This window comes from Variovorax sp. efr-133-TYG-130 (assembly GCF_030208835.1).
In the GTDB taxonomy this organism is placed as follows: Bacteria; Pseudomonadota; Gammaproteobacteria; order Burkholderiales; family Burkholderiaceae_C; genus Variovorax.
In genome coordinates, this window is sequence record NZ_JARVTD010000028.1 from 1 (window position 1) to 24,698 (window position 24,698).

Consider the following 24,698-nt stretch of genomic DNA (forward strand, 5'->3'; position numbering starts at 1 on the left):
TCCTTCTGCCTACGCAGTTATAAGTGTGTTGCATCGACCGGTTGAATCCGCCGCCAGAACCGGACATTGGACCCCAGCTTCCGAATTCGATGAAACCCGTGCTTTCCGTAAAGGCGGCACTTGGTGAGCGAACGACCACTGTGGGGCTGGACATCGCTATGAAGGACGTCCTGCGCTTCGAACTTGAGGGAACGGTTCTAGACCATCGCCATAATTTGGAGCACCGCACCAAGTGACTTTACGCAGGAGAATTTTTTCTGACCCCCTGTTTTTTCGGATTTGCACCCTGCTCTGGGGACTTCCATTTCTCTCGACCTTCTCGATTTTTTTGGCATCCAGCGACAGGCTTGAGTCTTGGCAGATGGGAGCTCTAATTATCTCGGGACTGATTGGCGTCTTCCTCGTTGGCGTAGCCCTGCTTGGAGACGACCGCTCCGTCGACGGAGCCGCAACCGCTGCGAGCACCGGGACAGATGAAATCATCCTTTTGCTCTTTATCTTGGTCGCTGTTTTAGCAGTACCAGTTACTCTTGTTTTGAGGAAGATATGGCCTCAGAAAGAAACGTCGTGATCGACGATTGGCGGTCACAAACAGACCTTCGCTATGACGCCAGAAAATTGCCCAGTACCTGCAACAGTGGACTACGTCAAAGTCGGTCGTGAGTCGCACGAGTTGGTGCTTCGCCGCGGATGGGATGCACCTAGGTATGCACTGCGCCTGTCTGAGCAAGCCAAGGACGCGGGCGATGCCGGGGCAGCCGCATTCTGGTACGCGGTCAACCAAGCGCTAGAGCCGAGGACATAGCGAATCACTTGAAGGGCCGCTTTGAGCCTTCGAGACGGCAACGCGACCGGCTACAGTCGGCCAGGAACAGACTTCCGTCATCGATCTCCGACCCCATGAATGCAAGTCAACTTCTTCTCGCGCTCCTTGTGGTTGCGTTCTTGGGCGTGCTTGTTTGGGATAGATACAACCACCGCAGGGCTCAACGAATAGGCACTTCTTGGAACTGCTTTCGATGCGGGGTGGAGTTGGGGCCAATGCAGTCCGTAGACATCCGCGTGGCCGGGGGGCCAGGGCCCGCTACATCGGCCCGGGCTTGCAAGAGGTGCGCGAGACGCGACGCGCGCATTTGGTGGGCCGGTATGGGACTTATATGCATCCTTTTTGTCGCCACCGTCGTCCTGTTGGCGCTGTCACAAGACTTCTCTGAAGCGTGTCTCCAGTGGCCGCTTTGGAGAAACTGGTAAGTCGGCTCAGGGCCCATTTGAGACATCGGATGTCGCCCAAAGCAGCCGTTAGCAAGCCCAGATCGGTGAGAAAGCGGCGCACACGCGCGGATCCAACGGCGGCAAATCGAAATTTGCGACTATTCAACGGCGCGCCGCGCGAAGACCGGATGACGCCAGCAGAGCAGCAAACGAGGGCCCGGAGTTTTAGCCGCCAAGATTCACTGGCGTTCCGCACGCCCGGCGCGATGCCCAGCGCACCTCGGCTGCGCCCGCTAATGCCCCCAGGCGTGCGACGCCTGCTCGTCCGCCGTCACCCTCACCTGGCTCGCCAGGAACGACGGCGGCAGGCCGAAGTAGCGCTGGAAGGTTCGGCTCATGTGGGCCGCGTCGGTGAAGCCGCTGACCAGCGCCACGTCGGTCAGCGGCCGCTGCGCGGTGAATTGCTGCACCGTGCGGCGCACCTTGGTCCACAGCGCATAGCGCTTGACCGACACGCCCACCTGCTCGGCGAACAGGTGCGTGAGGCGGTCGGGCGACAGGCAGGCCACGGCCGAAAGCTCGCGCAGCTGGATCTTCCCGGCATGCGCCCGGATGGCCTGCAGCACGCGGTCGATGCGGCGATCGATGGTCACCCCGATCTCGGGGAATTCAGTGATGGCCTCGACCAGCTTCACGCTGAGCGCCTGCAGCCGTTCCTTGCAGAGCTCGCCGCGCTGGGCGGGGTCGAAGTCGTCGCGCAGGCGGCCGAAGCGGCGTGCGTCGATCGGCACGATGCCGTGGCCGCCCATGCGCTTGGCAAGCATGCGGTAGGCGCTGGAAGCGGGGTCGAGGTTGAGCGACAGCAGCCCGCAGCCGTCGACGTCGAGCCGGCGCGCGACGTGCGGCGCGACCAGCGCGGCGATGCAGCGGGTGCGCGTGCCGTCTACCGCCTCCAGCGTGAAGGGATGACCGCTGACCGACGCCAGCAGCGTGGCCGAAGAGCGGGCCGTGAGGCCCGACTGGATGGCGGGCGTGATGTAGAGGAACCTGTCATCCCACAGGTGCAAGAAATTCTGCGAGGCCATGCCGTCTCACTTCTGGTTTGTCTCCAGCGGCGGATTCTCACGCATTGCCACGGCGGCCCGGCGAGGCATCGTGCCCAGCCGCAGGCAGCAGTCCTTCAGTGTGCGGCGGACGATGCATCGGTCTGCACATGCTGGCGCACCGCCTCGAGCAGCAGCGAAGCGAGCCGGCTCGCCGGGGCCTCGGCCCGGGCCTGCGCGCGGTAGAGCACCAGCGATATCTGCGGCAGTGCCGGCAGCGACAGCACCGCCCGGTCGATGGTGCGCACATGCGCGGGCAGCCCGAACGGGGTGCGCACCGTGAGGCCCAGCCCGGCCGAAGCGGCGGCCCACAGCGCCGACAGGCTGGCACTGGCGAACGCGCGGCGCCACGGCACGCCGGCGCGGTCGAGCGCGGCGATGACGATCTCGCGCAACGGGCATGGCGCGTCGAGCATGATCAGCGGCAACGGCTCCCGGCTCTTGCGCGCGCCCGGGCCGCGGCGCTCGCGCTCGGTCCACCAGGCGGCGTCGATCCGGTCGGGCGACCTGGGGCCGATCCACAGCAGCGGCAGCCGCGCCACGCGCTCGGCATAGGGCGACAGGGGCTGGTCGCCCGCGTCCCACGCCAGCGCCAGGTCGAGCTGGCCGAGTTCGAGCCGCTCGCGCAGGTCGGCGCTGCGAGCCACGCAGGCCTCGATGCGCACCTTGGGATGGGCCCGCGCGAAGCGTCCCAGCACGGCGGGCAGCAGCGTCTCGCCGAAGTCTTCCTGCAGGCCCAGCCGCACCGCGCCCTGCAGGTCGACGCCGCGCATGGCGGCGCTGGCTTCGTCGTTGAGCTCGAGCATGCGGTGGGCATAAGCGAGCAGCGTCTCGCCGGCATCGGTGAGCTCGAGCCCGCGCCCCACCTTGCGGAAAAGCACGGTGCCCGCCTGCGCCTCCAGCTTCTTGAGCTGCGCGCTCACGGCCGAGGTCGAGCGCCCCAGCTTCTCGGCCGCGCGTGCGTAGCTGCCGAGCGCGACGCCGGTGGAGAAGCTGCGCAGCACGTCGAGATCGAACATCACCTGGGCCATGGGTTTTCCTTTTTTCCTGCGATTTCGATCATCCTGTTTTTTAGGACGATTAGCCAAGTATTTTCTGATTTTCAAAACCTTGGCAACAGCGGACACTGCACCGCAACATGAGCCCCACGACTTCCTCCTCCCCCGCATTCCCGCCCCGCCACCGCTGGAAAGTGCTGTCCGCCGGCGTGGCCGCCAACGCGGCCTTCTCGGTCGCATTCAGCGGCATCCCGATGACCGCGGTGCTCATGCGCACCGGATACCGGCTCGACAACGCCACGCTCGGGCTGGTGCTCGGCCTCATGGGGCTGGGCATCGCCGTGAGCGAGCTGCCCTGGGGCCTGCTGACCGACCGCTGGGGCGACCGCCCGGTGCTGCTCACGGGCCTGGGCAGCACCGCCCTCGCGCTGGTGGCGATGGCGCTGTGGGCCGCGCCTGCCGGGGGCCATGTGCCCGGCCTGGGCTGGCTCGGCGCCGGGCTGCTGCTGGTCGGGCTGCTCGGCGGCAGCGTGAACGGCGCCAGCGGCCGCGCGGTGATGACATGGTTCAGCGCCGGCGAGCGCGGTCTGGCGATGAGCATCCGGCAGACCGCCGTGCCGCTGGGCGGCGGCATCGGCGCGCTGGTGCTGCCCTTCGTGGCGCTGCATTTCGGCTTCGCCGCGCTGTACGGTCTGCTGGCCCTGCTGTGCGCGCTGAGCGCCGCGATGAGCTGGGCCTGGGTGCACGAGCCGCCCGTTGCGCCGCGCGGCAAGCCGGGCGCTTCCGAGCCGCCCGCGCCCCGGAGCGGTCCGCTGCGCGACACGCGCGTGTGGCGCATCGTGGCGGGCATCGGCATCCTCTGCGCGCCACAGTTCGCGGTGCTTTCCTTCGGCACCGTGTTTCTGCACGACTTCGGCCATGCCAGCTTCGCGGCGATCACCGCCACCATGGTGTTCGTGCAGATCGGCGCGATGGTGATGCGCGTGTGGAGCGGTCGCTGGACCGATCGCCGCCGCAATCGCCCGGCCTACCTGCGCGCCTGCAGCGGCCTCAGCGTGCTGCTGTTCGCCGGCCTGGCGCTGCTGGTGCTGCTCGGCGGCGCGCATGCCGCGGATTCATCGGCGCTGCGCGTCGCGCTGGTCGTGCTGCTGGCCGCGAGCGGCGTGTGCGTCTCGGCCTGGCACGGCGTGGCCTACACGGAACTGGCCACGCTGGCCGGCGCGGCGCGCGCGGGCACAGCCCTGGGCATGGCCAACACCAGCGTGTTCCTGGTGTGCTTCGTCACGCCCTTCTCCATTCCGCACCTGATGGCGCTGCAGGGCTGGCCGCTGGTGTGGCTGGCCGCGAGCGCCTGCGCGCTGGTGGCGATGCCGCTCCTGGTGCCGCGGCCCGTGACCGGTGCCGCGCCGGATCAGAACGCCGCGAAGACCGCGTTCAGCCGGTCGACGTAGGCGCGCTTGGCCGCGTCATCGATGAAGCTGCCCTCGAAGCTGTTGGCCGCGAGCTGCCAGGCGTGGCGCACGCCGAGTCCCGTGGCCTCGAAGGTCTGCGTGAAGTTCTGGTTCATGTAGCCGCCGAAGTAGGCCGGGTCGTCGGAATTGACGGTCGCCACGAGCCCCGCGTCCAGCAGCGTGCCCAGGTTGTGCTGCGCAAGGTCGGGGAACACGCAGAGCTTGAGGTTCGACAGCGGGCACACGGTCAGCGGAATGCGGTCTTGCGCGAGCCGCTGCATCAGCGCCGGGTCCTTGGCGCTTTGCACGCCGTGGTCGACGCGCTCCACCTTCAGCACGTCGAGCGCGCTCCACACGTAGGCCGGCGGGCCTTCTTCGCCGGCATGCGCGACGAGGTGCAGGCCAAGCTCGCGGCAGCGTGCGAACACGCGCGCGAACTTCTCGGGCGGATGGCCCACTTCGCTCGAGTCCAGGCCGACGCCGACGAACTTGTCGCGATACGGCAGCGCCTGCTCCAGCGTCTCGAAGGCGTCTTCCTCGCTCAGGTGGCGCAGGAAGCACATGATGAGCAGCGCGCTCACGCCCAGCTTGGGCTGGGCGTCGACGCAGGCGCGGTGCAGGCCGTTGACCACCGTTTCCATCGGCACGCCGCGCGCGGTGTGCGTCTGCGGGTCGAAGAACATTTCGGTGTGCACCACGTTGTCGGCGGCGGCCCGCTCCAGGTAGGCCCAGGCCATGTCGTAGAAGTCCTGCTCCTTCAGCAGCACGCTGGCGCCGGCGTAGTAGATGTCCAGGAAGCTCTGCAGGTTGGTGAAGGCATAGGCGCGGCGCAGCTCTTCCACGCTGGCGTAGGGAATGGACACGCCGTTGCGCTGCGCGAGCGCGAAGATGAGCTCGGGCTCTAGCGAGCCTTCGATGTGCATGTGCAGCTCGGCCTTGGGCATGGCGCGCAGCAGCTCTGGCAGGCGGTCGGTACCGATGCGGTCGAAGTTCTGGTCGTAGGCGGGGCGGAAATCGGTCATGGTGGGGGACTGCTGCTGCGTTGTGATCCTGCAAAGCATAAAGCCAGCCGCCGCCCGGGCGATGCCCGAAACCGTTTGGGCGTCAGTCGATGCTGCGTGCTGAACTCGTCAGCGAGCGTGCGCACAGCAGCAGCGTGGGCGCCAGCTTGCGCACGGCCTCGTCGATGGTCCAGCGGCTGGTCGGCGCCACCACGTGCACAGACGCGACCGGGCGCCCCTGGCTGCCCAGCACGGGCGCGGCGATCGTCATGTCGCCGAGGAACAGCTCCTCGGCATTGGTGGCAAAGCCCTGCAGCCGCGCCTGCCGCAGCGCGTCGAGGATGCCGTCGACGTCGGTCAGCGTGTGCATGGTGTGGGCCGTGCGGTCGGACGCCTCGATGAGCGCGCGCGCCTCGTCTTCCGGCAAGGCGCTCAGGAAGGCGCGGCCCGAGGCCGTGCAGTACATCGGGATGCGGCTGCCGATGGGCATGTGCACCGGCACGAACTGCGCGCTGACGAAACGCGCCACGTAGACCATGTCGAGTCCGTCCGGCTCGGTGAGGCAGGAGGTTTCCGTCGTCACCTTGGTCAGCTCCGACAGGAAGGGATTGGCCACGTCGATCAGCGGATTGGCCGCGAGGTAGTTGAAGCCGATTTCCATCACGCGCGGCGTGAGCTGGTAGCGCCGTGTCTTCGCGTGCTTGCGCACGTAGCCCAGCTTCTCAAGCGTGAAGACCATGCGCTGGGCGGAACTCTTGGTGATGTCGGTGGCCGCGGCCACGTCCGCCAGCGTCATGGTGCGGCGCCGGGCGCTGAAGGCGCGCAGCACGGCCAGGCCCTTCTCCAGCGATTGGTTGAAAAGCAGGCTCTGGCCGTCTTCGGGGGCTGCGTCGGGTGTGGCTTCCATGGATTCGAGTATATCCACGCTCGCCCTAAATATCGAATATCGATACTTAAGGATCGACTAGTGGTTTTCATTTATTGATAAGAGATTCAAAAGAATCGACTATTGGCACGCATGTTGCATCGCGAAAGGCACCCATCCTTTCCGTCCACTTTTCCAACTTCTGTCCTTCAAGGAGCGCATCCATGAATCGCATCGTTCGCCGCCTTCACCGCCTGGCCCTGGGTCTCTGCATCGTGGGCGGCGCCTCGCTGGCCGTGGCGCAGGGCGCCGCGCCGACCTACAACGTGGGCGCCACCGCCACCGGCGTGCCCTTCACCTTCCTGGACGTGAAGACCAACAGCATCCAGGGAATGATGGTCGACACCGTCACCGCCGTGGGCAAGGCGGGTGGCTTCAACGTCAACGTGCAGCAGACGGTGTTCTCGGCGCTGATCCCCTCGCTCACCGCCCGCAAGATCGACATCGTCTCGGCCGCCATGCTGAAGACGCCGGCGCGCCAGGAGGTGGTCGACTTCAGCGATCCGGTGTACTCGTACGGCGAGGGCCTGATCGTCAAGGCCGACGACGCCCGTGCGTATGTCTCGCTCGACGAACTCAAGGGCGAGGTGGTGGGCGCGCAGGTCGGCACCGTCTTTCTCGACATGCTGAACAAGAAGGGCATCTTCAAGGAGGTGCGCAGCTACGACTCGGTGGCCGACATGACGCGCGACCTCTCCCTCGGCCGCATCAAGGCCGGGCTGGGCGACCAACCCATCATGGCCTACCAGATCCGCCAGAACACCTTTCCCGGCGTGAGGCTGGTCGAGAGCTACAAGCCGGTGAACGTGGGTGGCGTGTGCCTGGTGGTGCGCAAGGGCGACACCGAGACGCTGGCTCGCCTCAACAACGCCATTGCCGCCGTGAAGGCCGACGGCACGCTCGCCAGGATCGTGCAGAAGTGGGGCATCTGAGAGCGCGCTGACCCATGGCTGCTCCCACCTTTCTCCAGAACGCGCAGGACTTCCTGCCCATCCTGCTGCAGGGCGCCGTGGTCACCGTGCAAGTCACGGTGCTGGCCTTCCTGCTGAGCAGCGCGCTCGGCCTTGCGCTCGCGCTGATGAAGTTGTCGCCGGTGCGCGCGCTGTCCTGGGCGGGCTCGGTGATCGTCAACGTGATCCGCGGGCTGCCGATCATCGTGCAGCTCTTCTACATCTACTTCGTGCTGCCGGAGTTCGGCGTGCAGCTCACGGCCTTCCAGGCCGGCGTGATCGGCCTGGGCATCGCCTACTCGGCCTACCAGGCCGAGAACTTCCGCGCCGGCATCGAGGCGGTCGACCCCGGGCAGCGCGAGGCCGCGCAGGCCATGGGCATGCGCTCGGCGCTGATCATGCGGCGCGTGATATTGCCGCAGGCCTTTCGCATCGCGCTGCCGCCCTACGGCAACACGCTGGTGATGATGCTCAAGGACTCCTCGCTGGTCTCGACCATCACGGTGGCCGAGATGACGCGCGCCGGCCAGCTCATCGCTTCGTCGACCTTCCAGAACATGACGGTCTACACGCTGGTCGCCCTGCTCTACCTGCTCATGAGCCTGCCGCTGGTGTACGGCCTGCGCCGGCTCGAGAAACGCTTCGCCGCCGGGAGAAAACAACCATGATCCACGTCGAGGGACTGGAAAAACGCTTCGGCACGCACCGCGTGCTGCAGGGCGTGAGCCTGCATGTGGACAAGGGCGAGGTGGTCTGCCTCATTGGCCCTTCGGGCTCGGGCAAGTCGACCGTGCTTCGTTGCATCAACGGCCTCGAGTCGTACGAGGGTGGCGTGGTGCGCGCCTTCGGCGAGCGGGTGGACCGCACCGCGCCCACCATCCACCGGCTGCGCAGCCGCATGGGCATGGTGTTCCAGCGCTTCAACCTGTTCCCGCACCGCACGGTGCTGGAGAACGTGATGGAAGGGCCGGTCCACGTGCTGCGCCAGAACGCGGCGCAGGCGCGCGAAGAAGCGCTGGCGCTGCTGGCCAAGGTAGGGCTGGCCGAGAAGGCGCAGGCGTATCCGGCGCAGCTCTCGGGCGGCCAGCAGCAGCGCGTGGCCATCGCCCGCGCGCTGGCCATGAAGCCCGAGGCCATGCTGTTCGACGAGCCCACCTCGGCGCTCGACCCCGAACTGGTCGGCGACGTGCTCGGTGTGATGCGCGCGCTGGCCGACGAGGGCATGACGATGATCGTGGTCACGCACGAGATGGGCTTTGCGCGCGAAGTGGCCGACCGCGTGTGCTTCCTGCACAGCGGCAGCATCGTCGAGGAGGGCCCGTCCGCGCAGGTGCTGGGCGCGCCGCGCCAGGCGCGCACGCAAGACTTCCTGCGCCGCGTGCTGCATCCGTCTGGTGCCATCGCGTCCGCTGAGGTGCGCGCATGAGCGCTCGCGCGTTGCCTCCTTCACTCTGGGCCGACACCGCGCCGCCCGCTGCGCCGACGCCGCCGCTGGCCGAATCGCGCAAGACCGACGTGCTGATCGTCGGCGGCGGCTTCACCGGCCTCTCGGCTGCGCTGCATCTGGCCGAGGCCGGCGTGCAGGCCTGCGTGCTCGAGGCGCACGAGCCCGGCTGGGGTGCGTCGGGGCGCAACGGCGGGCAGGTCAATCCCTCGCTCAAGCACGACCCCGACGAGCTGGTGCGCATCCATGGTCCGGAGCGCGCCGTACGGCTGATCGATGCGGTCTCGTCATCGGCCGACCTCGTGTTCGACCTCATCGCACGCCACGGCATCGACTGCCAGCCCGTGCGCAACGGCTGGCTGCAGGTGGCGTACGCGCAGAAGGACGTGGCCGCGCTGCATGCGCGCGCCGGGCAATGGGCCAGGCGCGGCGTCGACACCCAGCAGCTCGACCGCGCCGCCGTCAGCGCGCGGCTCGGCACCACGGCCTTTGCGGGCGGCTGGCTCGACGGCCGCGCCGGCAGCATCCAGCCGCTGGCGTACACGCGCGGGCTGGTGCGTGCCGCGCAGGCCGCAGGTGCCTGCGTGCACGGCGGCACCGAAGTCACGGCGCTGGAGCGCCGCGGCACGCACTGGCATGCGAGCACGTCGACCGGCGCCAGCATCACCGCCGACCAGGTGCTGATGGCCACCAACGGCTACACCGGCGCGCTGTGGCCGAAGTTGTCGCGCACCGTGCTGGCCGCCAACAGCTTCATCGTTGCCACCGAACCGCTCAAGGGCGCCGCGGCCGACGCCATCCTGCCCGGCGGCGAAACCGCATCGACCTCGCAGCGCCTGCTGCTCTACTTCCGCAAGGACGCGCAGGGCCGTCTGCTGATGGGCGGTCGCGGCCACTTCGCCGACCCAGCCGGGCCCGCGGATTTCGCGCACCTCGAACGTTCGCTCGAACTGCTGTTTCCCCAACTGGGGCCGCTGCGCTACGAGTACCGCTGGGCCGGGCGCATCGCGGTCACGCGCGACTTCATGCCGCATGTGCACACTCCGGCGCCGGGCGTGACGATCGCGCTGGGCTACAACGGGCGGGGCATTGCACTGGCCACGAGCATGGGCAAGCACCTGGCCGCCCGGCTCATCGACGCGGGTGCGGACTTTCCGTACCCGGTGACGCCGATCCGGCCGATTCCACTGCACGGCCTGCAACGGTTTTACGTGGCGGGCGGGGTGGCCTGGTACAGCCTGCTCGACCGGCTGGCCTGAAGGCGAGTCGCCTACGCGCGCGTGCCGCCTTGCCATGCGGCGCGTGCGTGCGTCAAATGGCGGGCGTCAACCACAACAGCCCCAGGAGACCCATGCCGATCGACACACTCGCCACCTGGCACCGCCTCGTCAAGGAACGCGACGCGGCGGGGCTCGACGCCCTGCTCGACGACGAGGCCGTCTTTCATTCGCCGGTGGTGCACAAGCCCCAGGTGGGCAAGGCCATCACGCAGAAATACCTGGCCGCGGCGTTCCAGGTGTTCTTCAACGAAAGCTTCCGATACGTGCGCGAGCTCCAGTCCGCGAACGACGCGGTGCTCGAGTTCACGCTGGAGCTGGAGGGCATCCAGATCAACGGCGTCGACATGATCAAGTGGAACGACGCCGGCCGGATCACCGAGTTCAAGGTGATGCTGCGCCCGCTGAAGGCGGTGAACCTGATCCACCAGAAGATGGGCGCGCAGCTGCAGGCGGCGCAGGCCTGAACGAACCTGCCGCGCCGGTCACACCCCGTAGTAGGTCGCGGGAGACTTGCTCAGGAAGGGGCTCTCGTTGCCGAAGATGACCGGCGTGCCGGAGTCGAGCCATTCAAGATACCTGGACGCGATGTGCTGCAGGCAATTGACCTGGGCGGCGACCTTCATCAACTCGCCGGGAACCTCTGCCTCGCTGCTGACGTCGAGCGTGTCCGGGTGATGGCCCAGGCATGCCAGCTGCGAGGCCGCGCAGATTCGATCCAGCGCCTCGGAGCAGGCAATGATCATCTCGTGCACAGGGGCGGATATGACCTTGGCCGTCCGGAGTTCGTGGGCCTGGGCGCGCACGCCAATAGCATCGATGCCGTTGTATCTGGCAAGGCCGTTCACGCACAGCGCCAGTGGCCGGGCGAGGTCTCTTTCGAGGTCCATCGCCACCAGGCCGCCGAAGCTTCCCGGCAGCCTCGACGGCTGGCAGTCATGAAAACACGCCTTCAGGTCCGACAGGCCCTGGGCTCTGAGGTCCGGTGACGCCGCGTTCTTCAGGAGATCGCATAGCTCCGCGAGGAGTTCGCGGTTGCCGAAAGCCACCTGCGCATTCAGCAGCGGATGAATCAGCCGGTCCATGTTCCTCTGCACGATGAGGTTGCGGATCTCCGCGGGTCCATCGCAGAGCGTGACCGGGTCGATGCCGGCGGGATCGCCCGCCCTCCCCGCCGGATCCTGCGGCGCCGTGGCCAGCAGCTTTTTCCTGAACACCCTCCCCACAGCCTTCATCCGCACGGCGGCGGACGGGTCCTTCAGGATGACGAAGCATTCGATGTCGGACACCGGGGCCGCATCCAGGCGGGCCAGGGAACCGGTCACGCAGAACGCGAGCGAATCCGGGCTCGGCGGCCTGCCGATCGCGTCGACATAGAGCGAGGCCAGGAACCAACGGGTCATCACCGACCGCGCCTGGGCAGGCTCCGCGGTTTCCGGGCGCTGCAATACCGGACTGTGCGATTCCACCTGGACGGCGCGCACCTGAAGCCGGGCGGGATCGAAATGCGTGTTTCGATCCTCCTTGCGGCACCAGGGGCAAACGGGAGCCATGGCCTGCCCGGTCGTGGCATCAGGGCTGTACAGGTCCCTGGGTCCGGGGCACCTCGGGAAAATTTGCCTCATGTTCTGAGGAGCCAGGCATCCCATCGAATATGTCCTCCAGCAGCAATCGGATCTCAGGCCGCGTGGTTGGTCACCACGCGCAGGCTGGCGTCCTGGCGGTAGGCCTGCACGCACATCCGCCCCAGTTCGACGAGAAAGCGCAGCACCGCCGGCTGGCCCACGCACTCCGGCGTCACCGCCATGATGTCCTTGCGGAACTCCATCAGCTGCACGCCCGAGACGTCCATCTCGGCGGACGAGCCGTAGTAGTGCTTCCAGAAGTCCTGCAGCAGCCCGCGCTTGACTTCGTCGATGACCAGCGTGTAGCCGCTCTCCCAGACGCGCTCTTCCATCGGCAGGCAGGTCACCCGCGGATCCTCGAGGCGGGCGCCCGGGGGCACGAGCAGCACGCGCCGCACGTCCATGCTCATCGCGCCCTCGCCGGCGCGCCGGGCAGGCGGGTCGTCGGCGTGGCGCCGCGCATTGAAGAACGCGGTGTTCTTTTCACGGTCGTCCTCCGCGAAATCCGGTGTCGGCCTCGAAACGTTGGCGCTGGCGATATGCATTTCGCTTTCCTCCTCACTCAAATGGACAGCAGCCGCAGGCGCTGCTCGTTGGCCCGGGCAAGGGAGATCGGCCGGGTCCAGCTGCCGTCGGCATGCAGCGTGGTCGTCAGCGCATGGACGCCGGCCGGGAACGACAGCTCCAGCGGGTTGTTGACCGTGCTGACATCGATGACGTCGCCTTGCTGGTAGTCGCCGTAGGCAATGAAGTACCGGGGGCGTGGCGAGAAGGCCAGGTTCTGGTTCGGGCGGGCCTGCACCGCATAGACCGTGCTGCCGGACATGGTCACGCCGACGCAGGCCTGTGACCGGGCCGGGATGTTGGCGGTCTCGGCGAGGTAGAAGCGCGCGGGATCGGCGCCCCAGCTGGGGTTGGCGAACCGGTAGATGCCGTCCTCGCAGTCCAGCGAGATCCTGTTGCTGCCGCCGCTCGGCTCGCAGGTTTCGGCCGGAGCGAACTGGATGCCGGGCTGCAGCTCGCCGGTTTCAGCCCAGGAGAAACCGGTGTCGGTCGTCCATTCGAAGCGGGTACGCGCGTTCTGCCCGGGGTTCGAATACTTGGCGAACCAGGCGAGCGACAAGGCGTTGGGCGCCCACTGGGTCGGGTCGCTCTGGAACACCATGAAGTAAGCCGAATGGCTTGCGTGGTTGTCGACCGTGACGGAATAGATCTTTCCCATGACTCTCTGAAGAAGTGACTGAATCAGCCAATGCGCGCCGCAGGGGCGGCATTGCACTGGAAGTCACTCTAGGGAGAGCGGGAGAGAAATGAAATTACAACCGATTACATGGGGTGCGCGCCGCCCCGGATCTCGAAGGGGTAGTCGCCCAGGCGCACGTTGCCGCGCCGCCGCTCGACCAGTGGCGGCTCGCCCAGGCTGGCCGGCAGCGCATTGAGGATCTGGTGCTTGGCGCGGAAGATCTGGATGTTCACGTACGACGGCTCCACGCCCAGCATGCGCGAGAGGTCGTCCAGCCCAATCCAGCCCTGGCTTTGCGGTGGAACGCCGCGTTGCGCGTCCTGCTGGCGCACCCGCGCGAGCGTGACCAGGGTGTAGTGGTGGATGCGCTCGCCCAGCGACACCGACTTGCCATCCGCCAGCAGGCTGAGGCTGGTGTGCTCCTCGTCCTGGCTGACGTCGAAATGCAGCGCGACATCCGCCGTCTTCGGCGCCGACGAGGCGACGGCGTTCTCCGATGTCGACTCCAGGTCGTCGCACAGCACGAACTCCCAGGCGCCGCGCGAGGTGCTGACCATGGCGCCGTCGTTCAGGTGTTCGATGCCGTCGATGTGCTCGAGCATCCAGCGCCCCTCGTGGAAATACACGTTCACCTCGGGCTGCTGGGCGTCGGGCAACAGGGTTTCGCGCGGATTGAGCGCCACGGGTACGCCGTGTCCCTGGCCCGGGAACAGGCAGGTGACGGGCGGCGCCAGGTCCTGCACGATCCAGGCCGATTCGTCGCCCAGGCCCATGCGCACCTCGGCGCCCACGCTCAGGGCGGTCCAGCGGCCGTTCGGCAGGCGTACGCCGTCCAGGGTGGTGCCGTTGCGGCTCTGGTCGACGATTTCCCAGGCCAGGCTGTTCCAGCGGACCAATGCATGGACCTGCGACACATCGGGCGCCTTGAGCACGGTCTGGCAGGCCGACGGACGGCGGCCGAACGCATGGACGGGGCGCAGCACGATGGAGCGGCCGTCTCGCTTGTTCCTGAAGAGAGCCATACCCTGTATTTTCGCTCGCCTGCTCAGACGTACAGCGCCTGGGGGTTGAGATCGGCTTCCTGCAGGGGCGCGTCGCGCCACCCCATCGCCACGGGCACGCCATAGAGACGCTGGTTGCCCCGCTCGGGCCAGATGTGGCACAGGCCCGGCACCACGACCTTGACCGTGCGCAGCGGAATGTCCGGGCGCGAGTGGTCGAGCACGATCGTCTCCAGGCCCAGGCCGGTGGCGATGCCCACGCACCGCGCAATCTCCCCGGCGATGTCGCGCCGCGCACCGGCGTCGGGCGACGCATGCAGCGGCACGGCGCCGGCCTCTTCCATCGGCACGAGGAAGGCCGGCGCCTCGTGCGCGCCGTCGGCGCCGGGCACCGGGAAGGTCTTGCCCGCCGCGATCAGCTGGCTCATTTCGGTGAGCGCGCGCTCGCAGGCCAGCATACGGTCCGGACTGCAGCCGAAGCCGACGGCCCATTCGCCGGTCTGCCGGTGCCGCCCCACCGCCGCGACCACGGGAATGCCGAAGTCGTGCGTGATGTCGAGCACCCAGTGCGCCCACTGCAGCCCCCATGTGCGCGACAGGCGCAGGCGGGTGGCGACCGGCATGCCGTCCAGGTCGATGGCAGGCCGGCGGACCCGGCCGTACCACCAGATGGCGGCGGCATCGCGCTCCACCAGTTCGAGGAAGCCCTGCAGGATGGCCTCCTCGAGCGTGTTCCCGGCAGCGCAGCCGTTCGATGTCCAGGTGACGTGGTACTGGCTCTCGGCGGGCGCATGGGCGTGGCAGAAGGCCAGCGGCAGATAGCAGCGCGCATCGGCGGTCAGCGACCACGCGGGCACCCACCAGGCCGGCTCCGGTCCGGCGTCGGCCGCAGCCACGGCGTGCGGCGGCTTCTCGGTGCCGAATTGCGACTTCTGGTGCTCGCTGAAGTGCGCCAGCGCGGTCGGCGGAATGCAGCGCGCGTCCAGGTCCGCGGCGGGCGCGATGACCGTGGCTTCGTCGCCCTGGTAGAAAGCGGCGTAGCGCTCCACCGCCTCGCACATCGCGCTGGCACGTGACTGCGCCGCCGACATGCCCTTGCCCAGGCAGGTCTGCACCCAGGCGCCGGGGGCCGGGTCGCCGAGTGTCTGCGGGGTCTTGAAGATCTCGCTGCGGTAGACCGTCAGCATGTCGTCGGACTCTGCATTCAGGGACCTAACCCGCGCGATCACGCCGCACAGGGGCCCGACATGGCGCGACAGGCGCTCGACTGTGGCCGAAGCCGGCACGGTGCGCCAGCCGCCGTCGGCGCCGGCGACAGGTCCGCCGGGCGCCGGCGCGATGCGCTCGCGCTGCAGCAGCGCCATGAGCCCCGGGTTTCCGCACTGCGGGCATTGGGGGCGCGCGGCCACGGGGTTTCTTTCGAGCGGATCGAGCGTCCATACCGCCTGCGCCTCGCCGGGCGGTGCGACCAGCATCTGCCGCGCCTTGACGAGCAGCCCGTCCAGCCGTTCGGCCACCAGGCTGGCGCCCGCGCGCACCGGCGGCCCGCTGTCCAGGTCGCCATGCCGCGCCCGCCACCAGGCGCGCGCCGGCCGGTTGCGCAGCCAGCGGTGCGCAAGGCAATGCCAGCAGGCCGGCGCCTCGCCTTCGCTTCCGCCGGCACGCGGCGTGAACAGCGGGCCGACCATGGCCTGCTCGCCCGCCGGCTTCACCAGCAGCCACGGCTGTCCCTTAGCGCGCTGCCGGGCATCGATGGCGCCCAGCCGGGGGTCGAGGTAGTCGTCGCAGTACACGATCGTGAGGCCGGGGCTGATGCTGGCGCCCGCACCATCGAGCGCCTCGGCCAGCGCCTGGCCCCAGCGCATCGCCGCGCCCCGGCCCACCGCGTCCGTCAGCGAGATGGCCTCGACATGGGCCGCGACCGCCATGGGCGTGTGCGGCGCCGAGAAATCGGGCAGCAGGTAGGCCTCGCCGCCGCGCAGCATCACCGGGCGCACCAGGCCCTGCCGCAGCAAGGCGCCAAGCGCATGCAGCATCTCGGCGAGCAGCGCGCCGGCACCCGCGTCCCTGCAGTGCGTCGCCAGGCTCACGCCTTCGCGCAGCACGCGCTCGAGCGCCATCACACCGGGAGAGCCGAGCACCAGCAGCTCGTTCTCGCTCAGCAGCAGCAGGCGGTCGCGCAGCACCGCCGGCGCCAGGTATTTCTCGTGCCACTGGAAGACGTCGCCGAACAGGTCGGGCGCGGCGGCGTCACGCATCGTCTTGCGAGCCCAATGCGAGGCGGACGACGGCGTAGGGCCGCGCGCCCGTGGTGGCATGGAACGCGGTCTCGAACAGCAGGTGCTGCTGCGAGAACTGCGCATAAGGATGTTCCTCGGACATCACCCGGATCGACGGATGAATGCGCGCGAGTCCGGCGGCGTCCTCGAAGCCCGACACCACCGGCAGATGCATGCCGCCCACCTGCATCGGAAGCCGCGCGAGCGCCGGATGCACGTGGTCGAGCACGACGGAGCACGGCGGCCCGCCGCGCGCGAACCGCTCGGCCAACCGGCGCAGCACGGCCTCCAGCGGCGCCTGCGGCAGGTAGGGGCAGACGCCTTCCAGCATCACCAGCACCGGCCGGTCGCCTGGCAGGCCTGCGGTGTCGAGCCACGCGGCATCGAGGAGCGAGCAGGCCAGGTTGTCTTCTTCCTCGGCGCGGGGCATGTATTGCTCGCGCAGGGAAATGGCATCGGGCAGGTCGACGTTCAGCCAGCGCGCGCCGGCCGCTGCCGCGCCGGCAACCGCGGCAAGCCGGCTGCGGCGCGTGCACAGGCCCGCGCCCAGCGAGATGCACAGGCCCGTCGGATGGGCCGCGAGAAACTCCGCCGCGTACCGGTCGAACAGCAGCGCGCGCACCACCACACTGCGCACGAAGGCGGCGTCCGCCGCGTAGCCCGACAGGTCGAGGGGCAGCGCCGCCGCAATGCGGCGCGCCTGCGGATCGTCGAACGCCGGCATGTCCGCCATGTCCGCCATGTCGCCGGCGCGCGCACGCGCGGCCAGCGTCAGCAGCAGCGTGGCCGTGGCGCCCTGCAGCGCCTGGGTCGGCGGTTGCGTCTGCACCGGCGCGACGGCAAGCTCAGCAGGTGAACGGATAGGCGCTGCCCGTGTTGTTGTACGAGGTCAGCGCGATCGCCCACATGTCCTTTTCTTCGGGGGCGCTCGGGTAGTTCAGCCGGATGCTGTTCTTGATGGGCGAGCCGTCCGGGTTCGTCTGGTTCCACTGGCCGGCGGCGGCGTCCCAGGTGAACGCCGAGTTGGTCGCGAAGCGGATCTCGAAGTTGAACGGGTTGTTGTAGCCCAGCCATTGGCTCAGCACATTGGCCTTGTCGGCGCCGTCGTCGCGAGTGAGTTCTGCGTGGAACTCGGGCGACTGCCATGCGAGCGCGATGGCGCGCAGCACCACGCCGCCGAAGGCCAGCAGCGAATCGGGGCCGCCGCCGGGAATGCCCAGGCCCGTGGGCAGGCCGCCGCCGAGCAGGCCCGGTGTCACTTCGGACGCTTCGAACTGGGCGGAGGAGCCCATGAAGTTGGGGAACTGCTGGTAGTAGGCAGCCAGGGCCTCGGAGGCGTTCGACGCCGGCGCCTGCGGCAGCACGATGACGAAGGCGTCGTCGGGGCCGATCCAGCCGGCCGTGAGCATGGGCTTCCACTCGGCGCGCTGGTGCGGGTCGGCGCTCTGGTAGAGCGAGATGTCGAGCTGCGGCCACAGCGTCGGCAGGCCGAAATCGCGGTGCAGCAGCGGCTGGATGTCGCGCTGCTCGAGCAGTTCGCGGCGGTAGGCGTCGTCCTGCCACGATCGGGCGATGCCGCGCAGGTAGGCGAGGCGGAATTCGAGCAACGGGTCGGCGTTCTGGCGCTGGAGGGTCATGGTGACTTCAATCCTTGGGTTCAAGTGATGTGCGCATGCACGGGCGTGCGCACGGACAGTTCCGGCCGCAGGGCGGCCAGCTCCTTCAAGCGTCCGGCAACGTCGTGCACGGCGGGTGCCAGTGCCTGCAACGCCACCAGGGCTTCGGCTTCGGTTCGGTGCTTCCCGCTCACGCGCGCGACCAGCGCTGCCTGCGAGAAACACGCCTGCACGGTGGCGCTGTCGGCACCCGCGGCCTGCAGGTAGCGGGCTTTCTTCAGGTGCAGCTCGGCGCTGTAGAGCCGCTCTTCGAGCACGTCCACCAGGCGCAGGCACTCGTCGATGCGTTCGGCCGCCTCGGCCCAGCGCTGGTTGGCCGCCAGCGTCTCCGCGGCGAAGGCGCGGTAATAGCTCTGGCAATAGCGGCAGCCCATGCCCCACAGCGCCTCCACGGCGCCGTCGGCGCGCGCGATGTCGCTCGCCTCGCCGCTGGCCCAGCAGCGGATGATTTCCGCGTAGCCGGTGAACGCCGGCAGGCCGTAGCGCGCCGTGATGTCGAGCAGCTCGCCGGTGCTCGCGAGCGCCCGGGCCCGGTCGCCGCGGGCCTGGTGGCCCAGGCTCTGGTAGAGCAGCGCCATGCTCAGCGAAGGAATGTGCGACATCTCGCGCGCCAGGCGCACGGCGGTGGTCGCGTCGTTGCGCGCGGCCTCGTCGTGGCCAGCGAACCAGCGCACCAGCGCGCGCCCGGTGGTGGCCCACACCCGCGTGTCGAAACCGAACTCGGCCGCGTGGTGCGCGTGGGCGACGGGGTCGTAGCGCTCGATGGCATCGCTCAGCGCCTGTTCGGCCAGGTCGAAGCGACCTTCGGAATAGTGCGAGAGCCCGAGGTAGGTCTGCGCCGCGACGAGCACGCCCTGGTCCTGCTGCTGCGTCGCATGGTCGAGCAGCCGGTGGCTCAGGCGGTGCACTTCGCCGCGGTTGCTCGCGACGTGGTGGTAGGTGATGAGGGCCCACAGGTGCTGCACCTGCTTGTCGCGCGCGACGGTGTCGTCCAGCAGGTCCTGCGACAGCGCGATGCGCTCCACCACCTGCTCGTGGGCCCAGCCGTACTTGTTCATCATCGCCTGCGTGACGTAGCTGTTCACGTCGAGCCGGGCCTCGCGCTGGGCGGTGCCGCCGAGCTGCGCCATCCAGCTGTCGATGTGCCGGGCGTAGGCGATGGTTTCATCGTTCAGCGAGCGCACCTGCGTGATGCGCAGTTGCTGCACCGCATGCGCGATGGCCTGTGCATGGTCGCCGGCATCGGCCCAGTGCTGCGCCACGCCGCCGGGCTCGGCGGCCACGCGCTGCGGATAGCGCTGCATCAGCGTCTGCGCCACGTCGCGGTGCTGCTGGCGGCGCTGCGCCACCAGCATGCATTCGTAGGCCGTGTCGCGGATCAACGCGTGGCGGAACATGTAGGCGCCCGCGCCCGCGCGGTCATCGGGCATGACCAGCTCCGCCTCGCGCAGCACGGCCATGTCGGCGTCCACCGCGTCGCGCGCGCGGCCCGAGCAGGCGCACAGCAGGTCGATCTCGAACTGGCGCCCGATGGTGGCCGCGAGCTGCAGCAGGTTCTTGAGCGGGCCGAGCCGGTCGAAGCGGCTGACCAGCGAGTCGCGCAGCGTGACCGGAATCGCGGCCGGCTGCATCGTGTCGCGAAAGCCCCAGACGCCGTCGCTCTCGACCAGGTAGGCGTCGAGCAGCATGCGCGCCATTTCCTGCACGAACAGCGGCACGCCATCGGTGCGCTCCACCACGTTGCGGATCACGCCGGCGGTGACCACGCGCGGCGCCAGCGCCCGCCGCGCCAGCTCCGCGGCCTGCGCGTCCTCGAGCCGGCGCACGTCGATGCACTCGGCCTCGAGCGCCTGCGGCGGCGTCCATTCGGGCCGCGCCGTGAGCACCAGCAGCACGCGGCGGTGCGGCAGTTGCGCGCTGAGCTGTTCGACGAACTCGATGCTCGTGGGGTCGGCCCAGTGCACGTCCTCGAGCACGAGCAGCAGCGGCGCGGACTCGGCCATGTGCAGCAGCCACTGCGCCATCGACGACAGCAGCAGTGCCTTCTGCATCGGAGGAGAAATGCGGCTGGGCTCGCAGTTGCCCAGCGGCAGCGAGAGCCACGCGCAGAAGATGGGCAGCACCGCGTCCTCGTCGCAGCCGGCGCCGCGCAGGATCTCGCGCAGCCATTCGCGGCGGCCGTCCGGCGAGGTGTCGGGGGCCGCGTCGAGCCGCTGGCGCAGCAGGTTCAGGAAAGGCGTGAGCGCGTTGTTGCGGTTCTCCGGCTGGCACTGCGCGCCGACGGTGCGCAGGCCTTCGGCCAGCACATGCGCGCGCAAGGTGTCGGCCAGGCAGGACTTGCCGATGCCCGGCTCGCCGCGAATCCACACGGCGCTGCCGTGGTCCTGCCGCGCCCGGCTCCATGCGGCGCGCAGGCGCTCCAGTTCGGCCTCGCGGCCGACGCACACGGCCTGTGCCGCGGCGTCCGGCGACGGGTCGGGCAGCAGCGGCGCCTGCCGGTCGACATTGAGCTGGTAGGTCTGGATGCCCGCGGACTGGCCCGGCAGGCTTACGTTGGCGACCTTGTCGAAGTGTGCGTAGCGGCCCAGCAGGCGGTGGCTGCTTTCGCTCGCGAGCAGGGTGCCCGTCTCGGCCACGGCTTCGAGCCGCATCGCCACGTTGACGGCATGGCCCGAAGGCACCTCGCCGTTGGCCACCACGGCCATGCCGGTGTGCATGCCCATGCGGATGCCCAGGTGCACGCCGTGCGCCTGCGCGATGGCGGCGCCGCGGCGGCGGCTCAGCGCCATCAGCTCGAGCGCCGTCATGCTGGCCTGCCGTGCGTCGGTGTCGCTGGCATGCGGATAGCCGAACAACACGATCATGCGGTCGCCGAGCGTGCCGGCGAGCAGGCCGCCGCGGCGGGTGGCGGTCTCCGCGAACAGCGCGAGCTCGTCGCGCTGCAGCAGTTCGATGTCCTCGATGTCGGAGGGCAGCGCGTCGTGCGTCTCGGCGCCGTCCGCATCGGTGTCGGGCCACACCGAGACGCTGCAGCACAGCACGGTGAGCTGCCGCTTCTCGGAGAACACGCGGGTGGTGGCCACGGTGCGCGTGAGCGTTTCATGCTGCGCCTGCCGGGTCGAGCGCAGCACGCCCACGAGGTCCTCGAGCCGCAGGCGCGTGAGTTCGGCCAGCAGCGTGGCAGCGGAATCGGCGCGCTCCGCGGCCTTCTTCCTGAGCGCCTTGCGCAGCAGCGCGGCCACAGGGTGCTCCACGATCTCGGGAGGCAGCGGAATTTCCTGCGGGCTCAATTGCCGGTGCAGGATTTCCGCCGCCGAGGCCCCCTGCACGGCGGGTGCGCCGGTCAGGCATTCGAGGAACATCAGGCCCCAGGCGTAGAGGTCGGTGCGGATGCTCGGCGGCTCGCCGCGCAGTTGCTCGGGCGCGCTGTAGGCCGGCGTTCCCAGGCTCTCCTCCGTCATCGTGAGCGCGGGGAACTGCAGGCCGGTGCGCTGGGGAATGACGGTGCCGATGCCGAAGTCGAGCACCTTCGCGTGCGGCACGGCGCCGGTGAGCGTCACCATCACGTTGTCGGGCTTGAGGTCGCGGTGGACGATGCCGGCCGCATGCGCGCAGTCGAGTGCGTCCAGCACCTCGGCCATGAGGCGGCCGGTCTCGGACGCCGTCAGCGCGCCCTGGCGGCGAATGAGGCTGGTGAGCGTTTCGCCCGGCACGTATTCGAAGACGCCATAGACGCAATCGTCCTGCTCGCCCTTGTCGAGCAGCTGGACGATGTGCGGGTGATGCAGCGCGGCGCACAGCCGCGTCTCGCGATGGAAGCGGGCCACGCGCCGGTTGCCCGCCTGCAGCTTCACGACCTTGATCGCGACCTGTGCGCCCGTGCTCTGCTGGCGCGCGCGGTACACCGTGCCGTAGCCGCCGGCGCCCAGTGCCTCCAGAAGTTCATAGCCGGGAATGTCCAGCGGAATCGGCGCGGGTTGGGACGCTGCTGCTTGAGTGGGGTTGGTGACGGCATCCTGCATTTCAGCCTCGTCTGTGGATCTTTGGCGGTCCTCCTGAAGGCGCTTGGCGCCCGATCCACCTTTCAGCAGACCGGTGCTGCGACACCGATTGTTACTCTAGCTGAAGGCAAGGATTTTCCTCACGGATTGGCGTGAAAGAAGATCCAGGCAGTGGCAGGCAGATAACAATTCAGGAGTTAAGTCTCATTTTGTAACACATAAGCGCTCACTTCTTAACGGATTTACTTTTTATTTGCCGACGGCATTGCTGTTCGAGCGAATCGTCCCCCGCCGAGCCGGCCCACATACGACAACGGGCCACCCCTTTCCAGGGGTGGCCCGTGAAGCCGTCAGCGCGCTGCTGCTTTACTTCTTGTCGCCGCCCGGCACCTTGCCTTCCACGCCCTTGACGTAGAAGTTGATGCCAGAGAGGAATTTGTCGTCGGCCACGGCGTCCTTGGCGACCAGTTCCTTGCCGTCCTGGCCAAGGATCGGGCCCTTCCAAATCACGAAGCTGCCGTCCTTCAGGCCCTTCTTGACTTCATCGACCTTGGCCTTGGCTTCGGCCGGCACGTCCTCGGCGATCGACACGAGGTCGATGGCGCCTTCCTTCACGCCCCACCACGACTGGCCGGTGGTCCACTTGCCGTCCAGCGCTTCCTGGGTGGCCTTCACGTAGTACGGGGTCCAGTTGATGACGGCGGAGGCCAGGTGGGCCTTGGGACCGTAGGCGGTCATGTCGGAGTCCCAGCCGAACGCGCGCTTGCCCTTTTCCTGCGCGGTCTTGAGCACGGCCGGCGAGTCGGTGTTCTGGAACAGCACGTCGGCGCCGCCGTTGATCAGCGCGGTGGCGGCTTCGGTTTCCTTCGGCGGGCTGAACCACTCGTTCACCCACACGACCTTGGTCGTGATCTTCGGGTTCACCGACTGCGCGCCCAGGGTGAAGCTGTTGATGTTGCGCAGCACTTCGGGAATCGGCACCGAGCCGACCACGCCCAGGGTGTTGCTCTTGGTCATGGCACCGGCGATGACGCCGGCCATGTACGCGCCTTCGTACGTGCGGCTGTCGTAGGTGCGCATGTTTTCCGACGTCTTGTAGCCGGTGGCGTGCTCGAACTTCACGTCCTTGCTGTCGGCGGCGACCTTGAGCATGGGCTCCATGTAGCCGAAGGTGGTGCCGAAGATCAGCTTGTTGCCCTGGCTCACGAAGTCGCGGAACACGCGCTCGGCGTCCGCGCCTTCGGGCACGCTTTCAACGAAGGTGGTCTTGATCTTGTCGCCGAATTCCTTTTCGAGCGCCTTGCGGGCGTTGTCGTGCGCGAACGACCAGCCGCCGTCGCCCACCGGACCGACATAGGCGAACGCGATGTTCAGCGGCGCTGCCGGTGCCGGCGCCGGGGCGGCCGCCACGGGAGCCGGGGCCGCGGGTGCGGCTGCCGGTGCTGCGGCTTCTTCTTTCTTGCCGCAGCCGATCAGGGCGGCCGAAGCGACCGCGGTGAAGGCAGCCAGCTTGAGCAGGGAGCGCTTGTTCAGATCATTCATTGTCGGAAATCCTCAAAAAGGACGGGTTGGCGGGAAAACGAAAACGCGATTATGAGCCGGGGTAGAACGGTTTCCCGATGGACGCCGGCATGTTGGCGCGGATGAACGCGGGGTTGCGCGAGATCAGCGCCAGCACCACGATCGGCGCGATGTACTGCAGCATGCTGAGGAACTGCGCGGGCACGTCGACGCCGCTGCTCTGCAGGTGGAAGCCCAGCATCGAGACTCCGCCGAACAGGTACGCGCCCAGCAGCACGCGCACCGGCCGCCAGGTCGCGAAGGTGGTGAGCGCCAGCGCGATCCAGCCGCGGCCCGCCACCATGCCCTCGACCCACAGCGGCGTGTACACCGTCGAGAGGTACGCGCCCGCCAGCCCGCACAGCGCACCGCCCGCGATCACCGCCAGGAAGCGGATGCGCCGCACCGGGTAGCCCAGCGCATGCGCCGACTCGGGCGATTCGCCGACCGAGCGCAGCACCAGGCCGGCGCGCGTGCGGTACAGGAACCAGATCAGCCCCGCGGTCAGCGCCATCGCGGCATACACCATCGGGTGATGGCGAAACAGCGCCGGGCCGACGAGGGGAAGGTCGCCCAGCACGGGAATCGCGTAGGACGCGCTTTCCGGCAGCTTGGCCTGCACGAAGTTGATGCCGGCGAAGGCCGAGAAGCCCACGCCGAACAGGCTCAGCGCGAGCCCGGTCGCGTACTGGTTGGTGTTAAGCCAGATCACCAGCACGCCGAAGAAGGCGGCAAGCAGGGCCCCCGCCGCCATGCCGGCCAGGAAGCCGAGCCATGGGTTGTGCGTGGTGACGACCGTCGCGAAGCCCGCGATGGCGGCGCACAGCATCATGCCCTCGGCACCGAGGTTGACGATGCCGGCCTTCTCGTTGATGAGCAGGCCCAGCGCCGCGATGGCGAGCACGGTGCCCGCGCTCAAAGTGGAGCCGAGCAGGAGTGCGTAGCTTTCCAT

General features: G+C 68.4%; 20 protein-coding genes. 6 read left to right on the forward strand and 14 right to left on the reverse strand.

Going from position 1 to position 24,698, the window contains the following annotated elements; genetic code table 11:
• Window positions 1–1,505: 1,505 nt before the first annotated feature.
• A complete protein-coding gene (locus QRN67_RS22075; protein ID WP_285413619.1) occupies window positions 1,506–2,297 on the reverse strand; it encodes a helix-turn-helix domain-containing protein in 792 nt (263 codons plus the stop codon).
• A gap of 95 nt (window positions 2,298–2,392) precedes the next feature.
• A complete protein-coding gene (locus tag QRN67_RS22080; protein ID WP_106938139.1) occupies window positions 2,393–3,346 on the reverse strand; it encodes a LysR substrate-binding domain-containing protein in 954 nt (317 codons plus the stop codon).
• A 107-nt stretch (window positions 3,347–3,453) separates the two neighbouring features.
• Between QRN67_RS22080 and QRN67_RS22085 the strand changes: the two genes are divergently transcribed.
• On the forward strand, window positions 3,454–4,764 hold the full coding sequence (locus tag QRN67_RS22085) for an MFS transporter (RefSeq protein WP_285413620.1): 1,311 nt from the start codon (window positions 3,454–3,456) through the stop codon (window positions 4,762–4,764).
• On the opposite strand, the gene QRN67_RS22090 is transcribed toward QRN67_RS22085, so the two are convergent.
• Together QRN67_RS22090 and QRN67_RS22095 are read right to left on the reverse strand one after the other, a co-directional pair.
• Window positions 4,725–5,786: an adenosine deaminase gene (locus tag QRN67_RS22090; protein WP_285413621.1), complete on the reverse strand. Its 1,062-nt coding sequence runs from the start codon at window positions 5,784–5,786 to the stop codon at window positions 4,725–4,727. The two genes, QRN67_RS22085 and QRN67_RS22090, sit on opposite strands and share 40 nt — an antisense overlap.
• Window positions 5,787–5,868: 82 nt before the next feature.
• Window positions 5,869–6,672 (reverse strand): IclR family transcriptional regulator, encoded by an 804-nt coding sequence (locus tag QRN67_RS22095; protein WP_285413622.1) that lies wholly within the window; start codon window positions 6,670–6,672, stop codon window positions 5,869–5,871.
• Window positions 6,673–6,854: 182 nt separating this feature from the next.
• Between QRN67_RS22095 and QRN67_RS22100 the strand changes: the two genes are divergently transcribed.
• The 5 genes from QRN67_RS22100 to QRN67_RS22120 all read left to right on the forward strand — a co-directional run bounded on the left by QRN67_RS22100 (window position 6,855) and on the right by QRN67_RS22120 (window position 10,828).
• Window positions 6,855–7,622, forward strand: coding sequence for an ABC transporter substrate-binding protein (locus tag QRN67_RS22100; RefSeq protein ID WP_285413623.1), 768 nt, complete (start codon window positions 6,855–6,857; stop codon window positions 7,620–7,622).
• A 14-nt stretch (window positions 7,623–7,636) separates the two neighbouring features.
• Window positions 7,637–8,308: an ectoine/hydroxyectoine ABC transporter permease subunit EhuD gene (gene ehuD, locus QRN67_RS22105; RefSeq protein WP_081268946.1), complete on the forward strand. Its 672-nt coding sequence runs from the start codon at window positions 7,637–7,639 to the stop codon at window positions 8,306–8,308.
• Window positions 8,305–9,066 carry an amino acid ABC transporter ATP-binding protein gene (locus QRN67_RS22110; RefSeq protein ID WP_285413624.1) on the forward strand — a complete coding sequence of 254 codons (762 nt, stop codon included), beginning with the start codon at window positions 8,305–8,307 and terminating at the stop codon, window positions 9,064–9,066. The genes ehuD and QRN67_RS22110 overlap by 4 nt, the downstream gene beginning before the upstream one ends.
• Complete coding sequence (locus QRN67_RS22115) at window positions 9,063–10,343, forward strand: NAD(P)/FAD-dependent oxidoreductase (protein ID WP_285413625.1); 1,281 nt, start codon at window positions 9,063–9,065, stop codon at window positions 10,341–10,343. The genes QRN67_RS22110 and QRN67_RS22115 overlap by 4 nt, the downstream gene beginning before the upstream one ends.
• Before the next feature lie 92 nt (window positions 10,344–10,435).
• The gene (locus QRN67_RS22120) at window positions 10,436–10,828 is read left to right on the forward strand and encodes a nuclear transport factor 2 family protein (RefSeq protein ID WP_285413626.1); all 393 of its coding nucleotides are present in this window, start codon (window positions 10,436–10,438) and stop codon (window positions 10,826–10,828) included.
• A gap of 18 nt (window positions 10,829–10,846) precedes the next feature.
• On the opposite strand, the gene QRN67_RS22125 is transcribed toward QRN67_RS22120, so the two are convergent.
• From QRN67_RS22125 to QRN67_RS22170, 10 genes are all read right to left on the reverse strand, one after another.
• A complete protein-coding gene (locus tag QRN67_RS22125) occupies window positions 10,847–11,914 on the reverse strand; it encodes a nucleotidyltransferase family protein (protein WP_285413627.1) in 1,068 nt (355 codons plus the stop codon).
• A gap of 125 nt (window positions 11,915–12,039) precedes the next feature.
• Window positions 12,040–12,531, reverse strand: coding sequence for a hypothetical protein (locus QRN67_RS22130; RefSeq protein WP_234383041.1), 492 nt, complete (start codon window positions 12,529–12,531; stop codon window positions 12,040–12,042).
• Window positions 12,532–12,548: 17 nt separating this feature from the next.
• The gene (locus tag QRN67_RS22135; RefSeq protein WP_081268951.1) at window positions 12,549–13,208 is read right to left on the reverse strand and encodes a RhiA family protein; all 660 of its coding nucleotides are present in this window, start codon (window positions 13,206–13,208) and stop codon (window positions 12,549–12,551) included.
• A gap of 104 nt (window positions 13,209–13,312) precedes the next feature.
• Window positions 13,313–14,251: an FHA domain-containing protein gene (locus QRN67_RS22140; RefSeq protein ID WP_285413628.1), complete on the reverse strand. Its 939-nt coding sequence runs from the start codon at window positions 14,249–14,251 to the stop codon at window positions 13,313–13,315.
• A 23-nt stretch (window positions 14,252–14,274) separates the two neighbouring features.
• Window positions 14,275–16,488 (reverse strand): TOMM precursor leader peptide-binding protein, encoded by a 2,214-nt coding sequence (locus tag QRN67_RS22145; RefSeq protein ID WP_285413629.1) that lies wholly within the window; start codon window positions 16,486–16,488, stop codon window positions 14,275–14,277.
• Window positions 16,481–17,338, reverse strand: a complete 858-nt coding sequence (locus tag QRN67_RS22150) for a class I SAM-dependent methyltransferase (RefSeq protein WP_285413630.1) — start codon at window positions 17,336–17,338, stop codon at window positions 16,481–16,483. Before QRN67_RS22150 ends, QRN67_RS22145 begins: the two co-directional genes overlap by 8 nt.
• A 16-nt stretch (window positions 17,339–17,354) precedes the next feature.
• A complete protein-coding gene (locus QRN67_RS22155; protein WP_081268954.1) occupies window positions 17,355–18,146 on the reverse strand; it encodes a BMA_0021/BMA_0022 family TOMM bacteriocin in 792 nt (263 codons plus the stop codon).
• 20 nt (window positions 18,147–18,166) lie between these two features.
• A complete protein-coding gene (locus QRN67_RS22160) occupies window positions 18,167–22,207 on the reverse strand; it encodes a TOMM system kinase/cyclase fusion protein (RefSeq protein ID WP_285413632.1) in 4,041 nt (1,346 codons plus the stop codon).
• Window positions 22,208–22,552: 345 nt separating this feature from the next.
• Window positions 22,553–23,728 carry a BMP family ABC transporter substrate-binding protein gene (locus QRN67_RS22165; RefSeq protein WP_081268956.1) on the reverse strand — a complete coding sequence of 392 codons (1,176 nt, stop codon included), beginning with the start codon at window positions 23,726–23,728 and terminating at the stop codon, window positions 22,553–22,555.
• Window positions 23,729–23,777: 49 nt separating this feature from the next.
• Window positions 23,778–24,698 carry an ABC transporter permease gene (locus QRN67_RS22170; RefSeq protein WP_081268957.1) on the reverse strand — a complete coding sequence of 307 codons (921 nt, stop codon included), beginning with the start codon at window positions 24,696–24,698 and terminating at the stop codon, window positions 23,778–23,780.

What these genes read in the sequence shown, in the direction of transcription:
- QRN67_RS22075 (WP_285413619.1), bottom strand. Translation starts at nt 2,297, where the DNA reads ATGGCCTCGCAGAATTTCTTGCACCTGTGGGATGACAGGTTCCTCTAC.
- QRN67_RS22080 (WP_106938139.1), bottom strand. Translation starts at nt 3,346, where the DNA reads ATGGCCCAGGTGATGTTCGATCTCGACGTGCTGCGCAGCTTCTCCACC.
- QRN67_RS22085 (WP_285413620.1), top strand. Translation starts at nt 3,454, where the DNA reads ATGAGCCCCACGACTTCCTCCTCCCCCGCATTCCCGCCCCGCCACCGC.
- QRN67_RS22090 (WP_285413621.1), bottom strand. Translation starts at nt 5,786, where the DNA reads ATGACCGATTTCCGCCCCGCCTACGACCAGAACTTCGACCGCATCGGT.
- QRN67_RS22095 (WP_285413622.1), bottom strand. Translation starts at nt 6,672, where the DNA reads ATGGAAGCCACACCCGACGCAGCCCCCGAAGACGGCCAGAGCCTGCTT.
- QRN67_RS22100 (WP_285413623.1), top strand. Translation starts at nt 6,855, where the DNA reads ATGAATCGCATCGTTCGCCGCCTTCACCGCCTGGCCCTGGGTCTCTGC.
- ehuD (WP_081268946.1), top strand. Translation starts at nt 7,637, where the DNA reads ATGGCTGCTCCCACCTTTCTCCAGAACGCGCAGGACTTCCTGCCCATC.
- QRN67_RS22110 (WP_285413624.1), top strand. Translation starts at nt 8,305, where the DNA reads ATGATCCACGTCGAGGGACTGGAAAAACGCTTCGGCACGCACCGCGTG.
- QRN67_RS22115 (WP_285413625.1), top strand. Translation starts at nt 9,063, where the DNA reads ATGAGCGCTCGCGCGTTGCCTCCTTCACTCTGGGCCGACACCGCGCCG.
- QRN67_RS22120 (WP_285413626.1), top strand. Translation starts at nt 10,436, where the DNA reads ATGCCGATCGACACACTCGCCACCTGGCACCGCCTCGTCAAGGAACGC.
- QRN67_RS22125 (WP_285413627.1), bottom strand. Translation starts at nt 11,914, where the DNA reads ATGGCTCCCGTTTGCCCCTGGTGCCGCAAGGAGGATCGAAACACGCAT.
- QRN67_RS22130 (WP_234383041.1), bottom strand. Translation starts at nt 12,531, where the DNA reads ATGCATATCGCCAGCGCCAACGTTTCGAGGCCGACACCGGATTTCGCG.
- QRN67_RS22135 (WP_081268951.1), bottom strand. Translation starts at nt 13,208, where the DNA reads ATGGGAAAGATCTATTCCGTCACGGTCGACAACCACGCAAGCCATTCG.
- QRN67_RS22140 (WP_285413628.1), bottom strand. Translation starts at nt 14,251, where the DNA reads ATGGCTCTCTTCAGGAACAAGCGAGACGGCCGCTCCATCGTGCTGCGC.
- QRN67_RS22145 (WP_285413629.1), bottom strand. Translation starts at nt 16,488, where the DNA reads ATGCGTGACGCCGCCGCGCCCGACCTGTTCGGCGACGTCTTCCAGTGG.
- QRN67_RS22155 (WP_081268954.1), bottom strand. Translation starts at nt 18,146, where the DNA reads ATGACCCTCCAGCGCCAGAACGCCGACCCGTTGCTCGAATTCCGCCTC.
- QRN67_RS22160 (WP_285413632.1), bottom strand. Translation starts at nt 22,207, where the DNA reads ATGCAGGATGCCGTCACCAACCCCACTCAAGCAGCAGCGTCCCAACCC.
- QRN67_RS22165 (WP_081268956.1), bottom strand. Translation starts at nt 23,728, where the DNA reads ATGAATGATCTGAACAAGCGCTCCCTGCTCAAGCTGGCTGCCTTCACC.
- QRN67_RS22170 (WP_081268957.1), bottom strand. Translation starts at nt 24,698, where the DNA reads ATGGAAAGCTACGCACTCCTGCTCGGCTCCACTTTGAGCGCGGGCACC.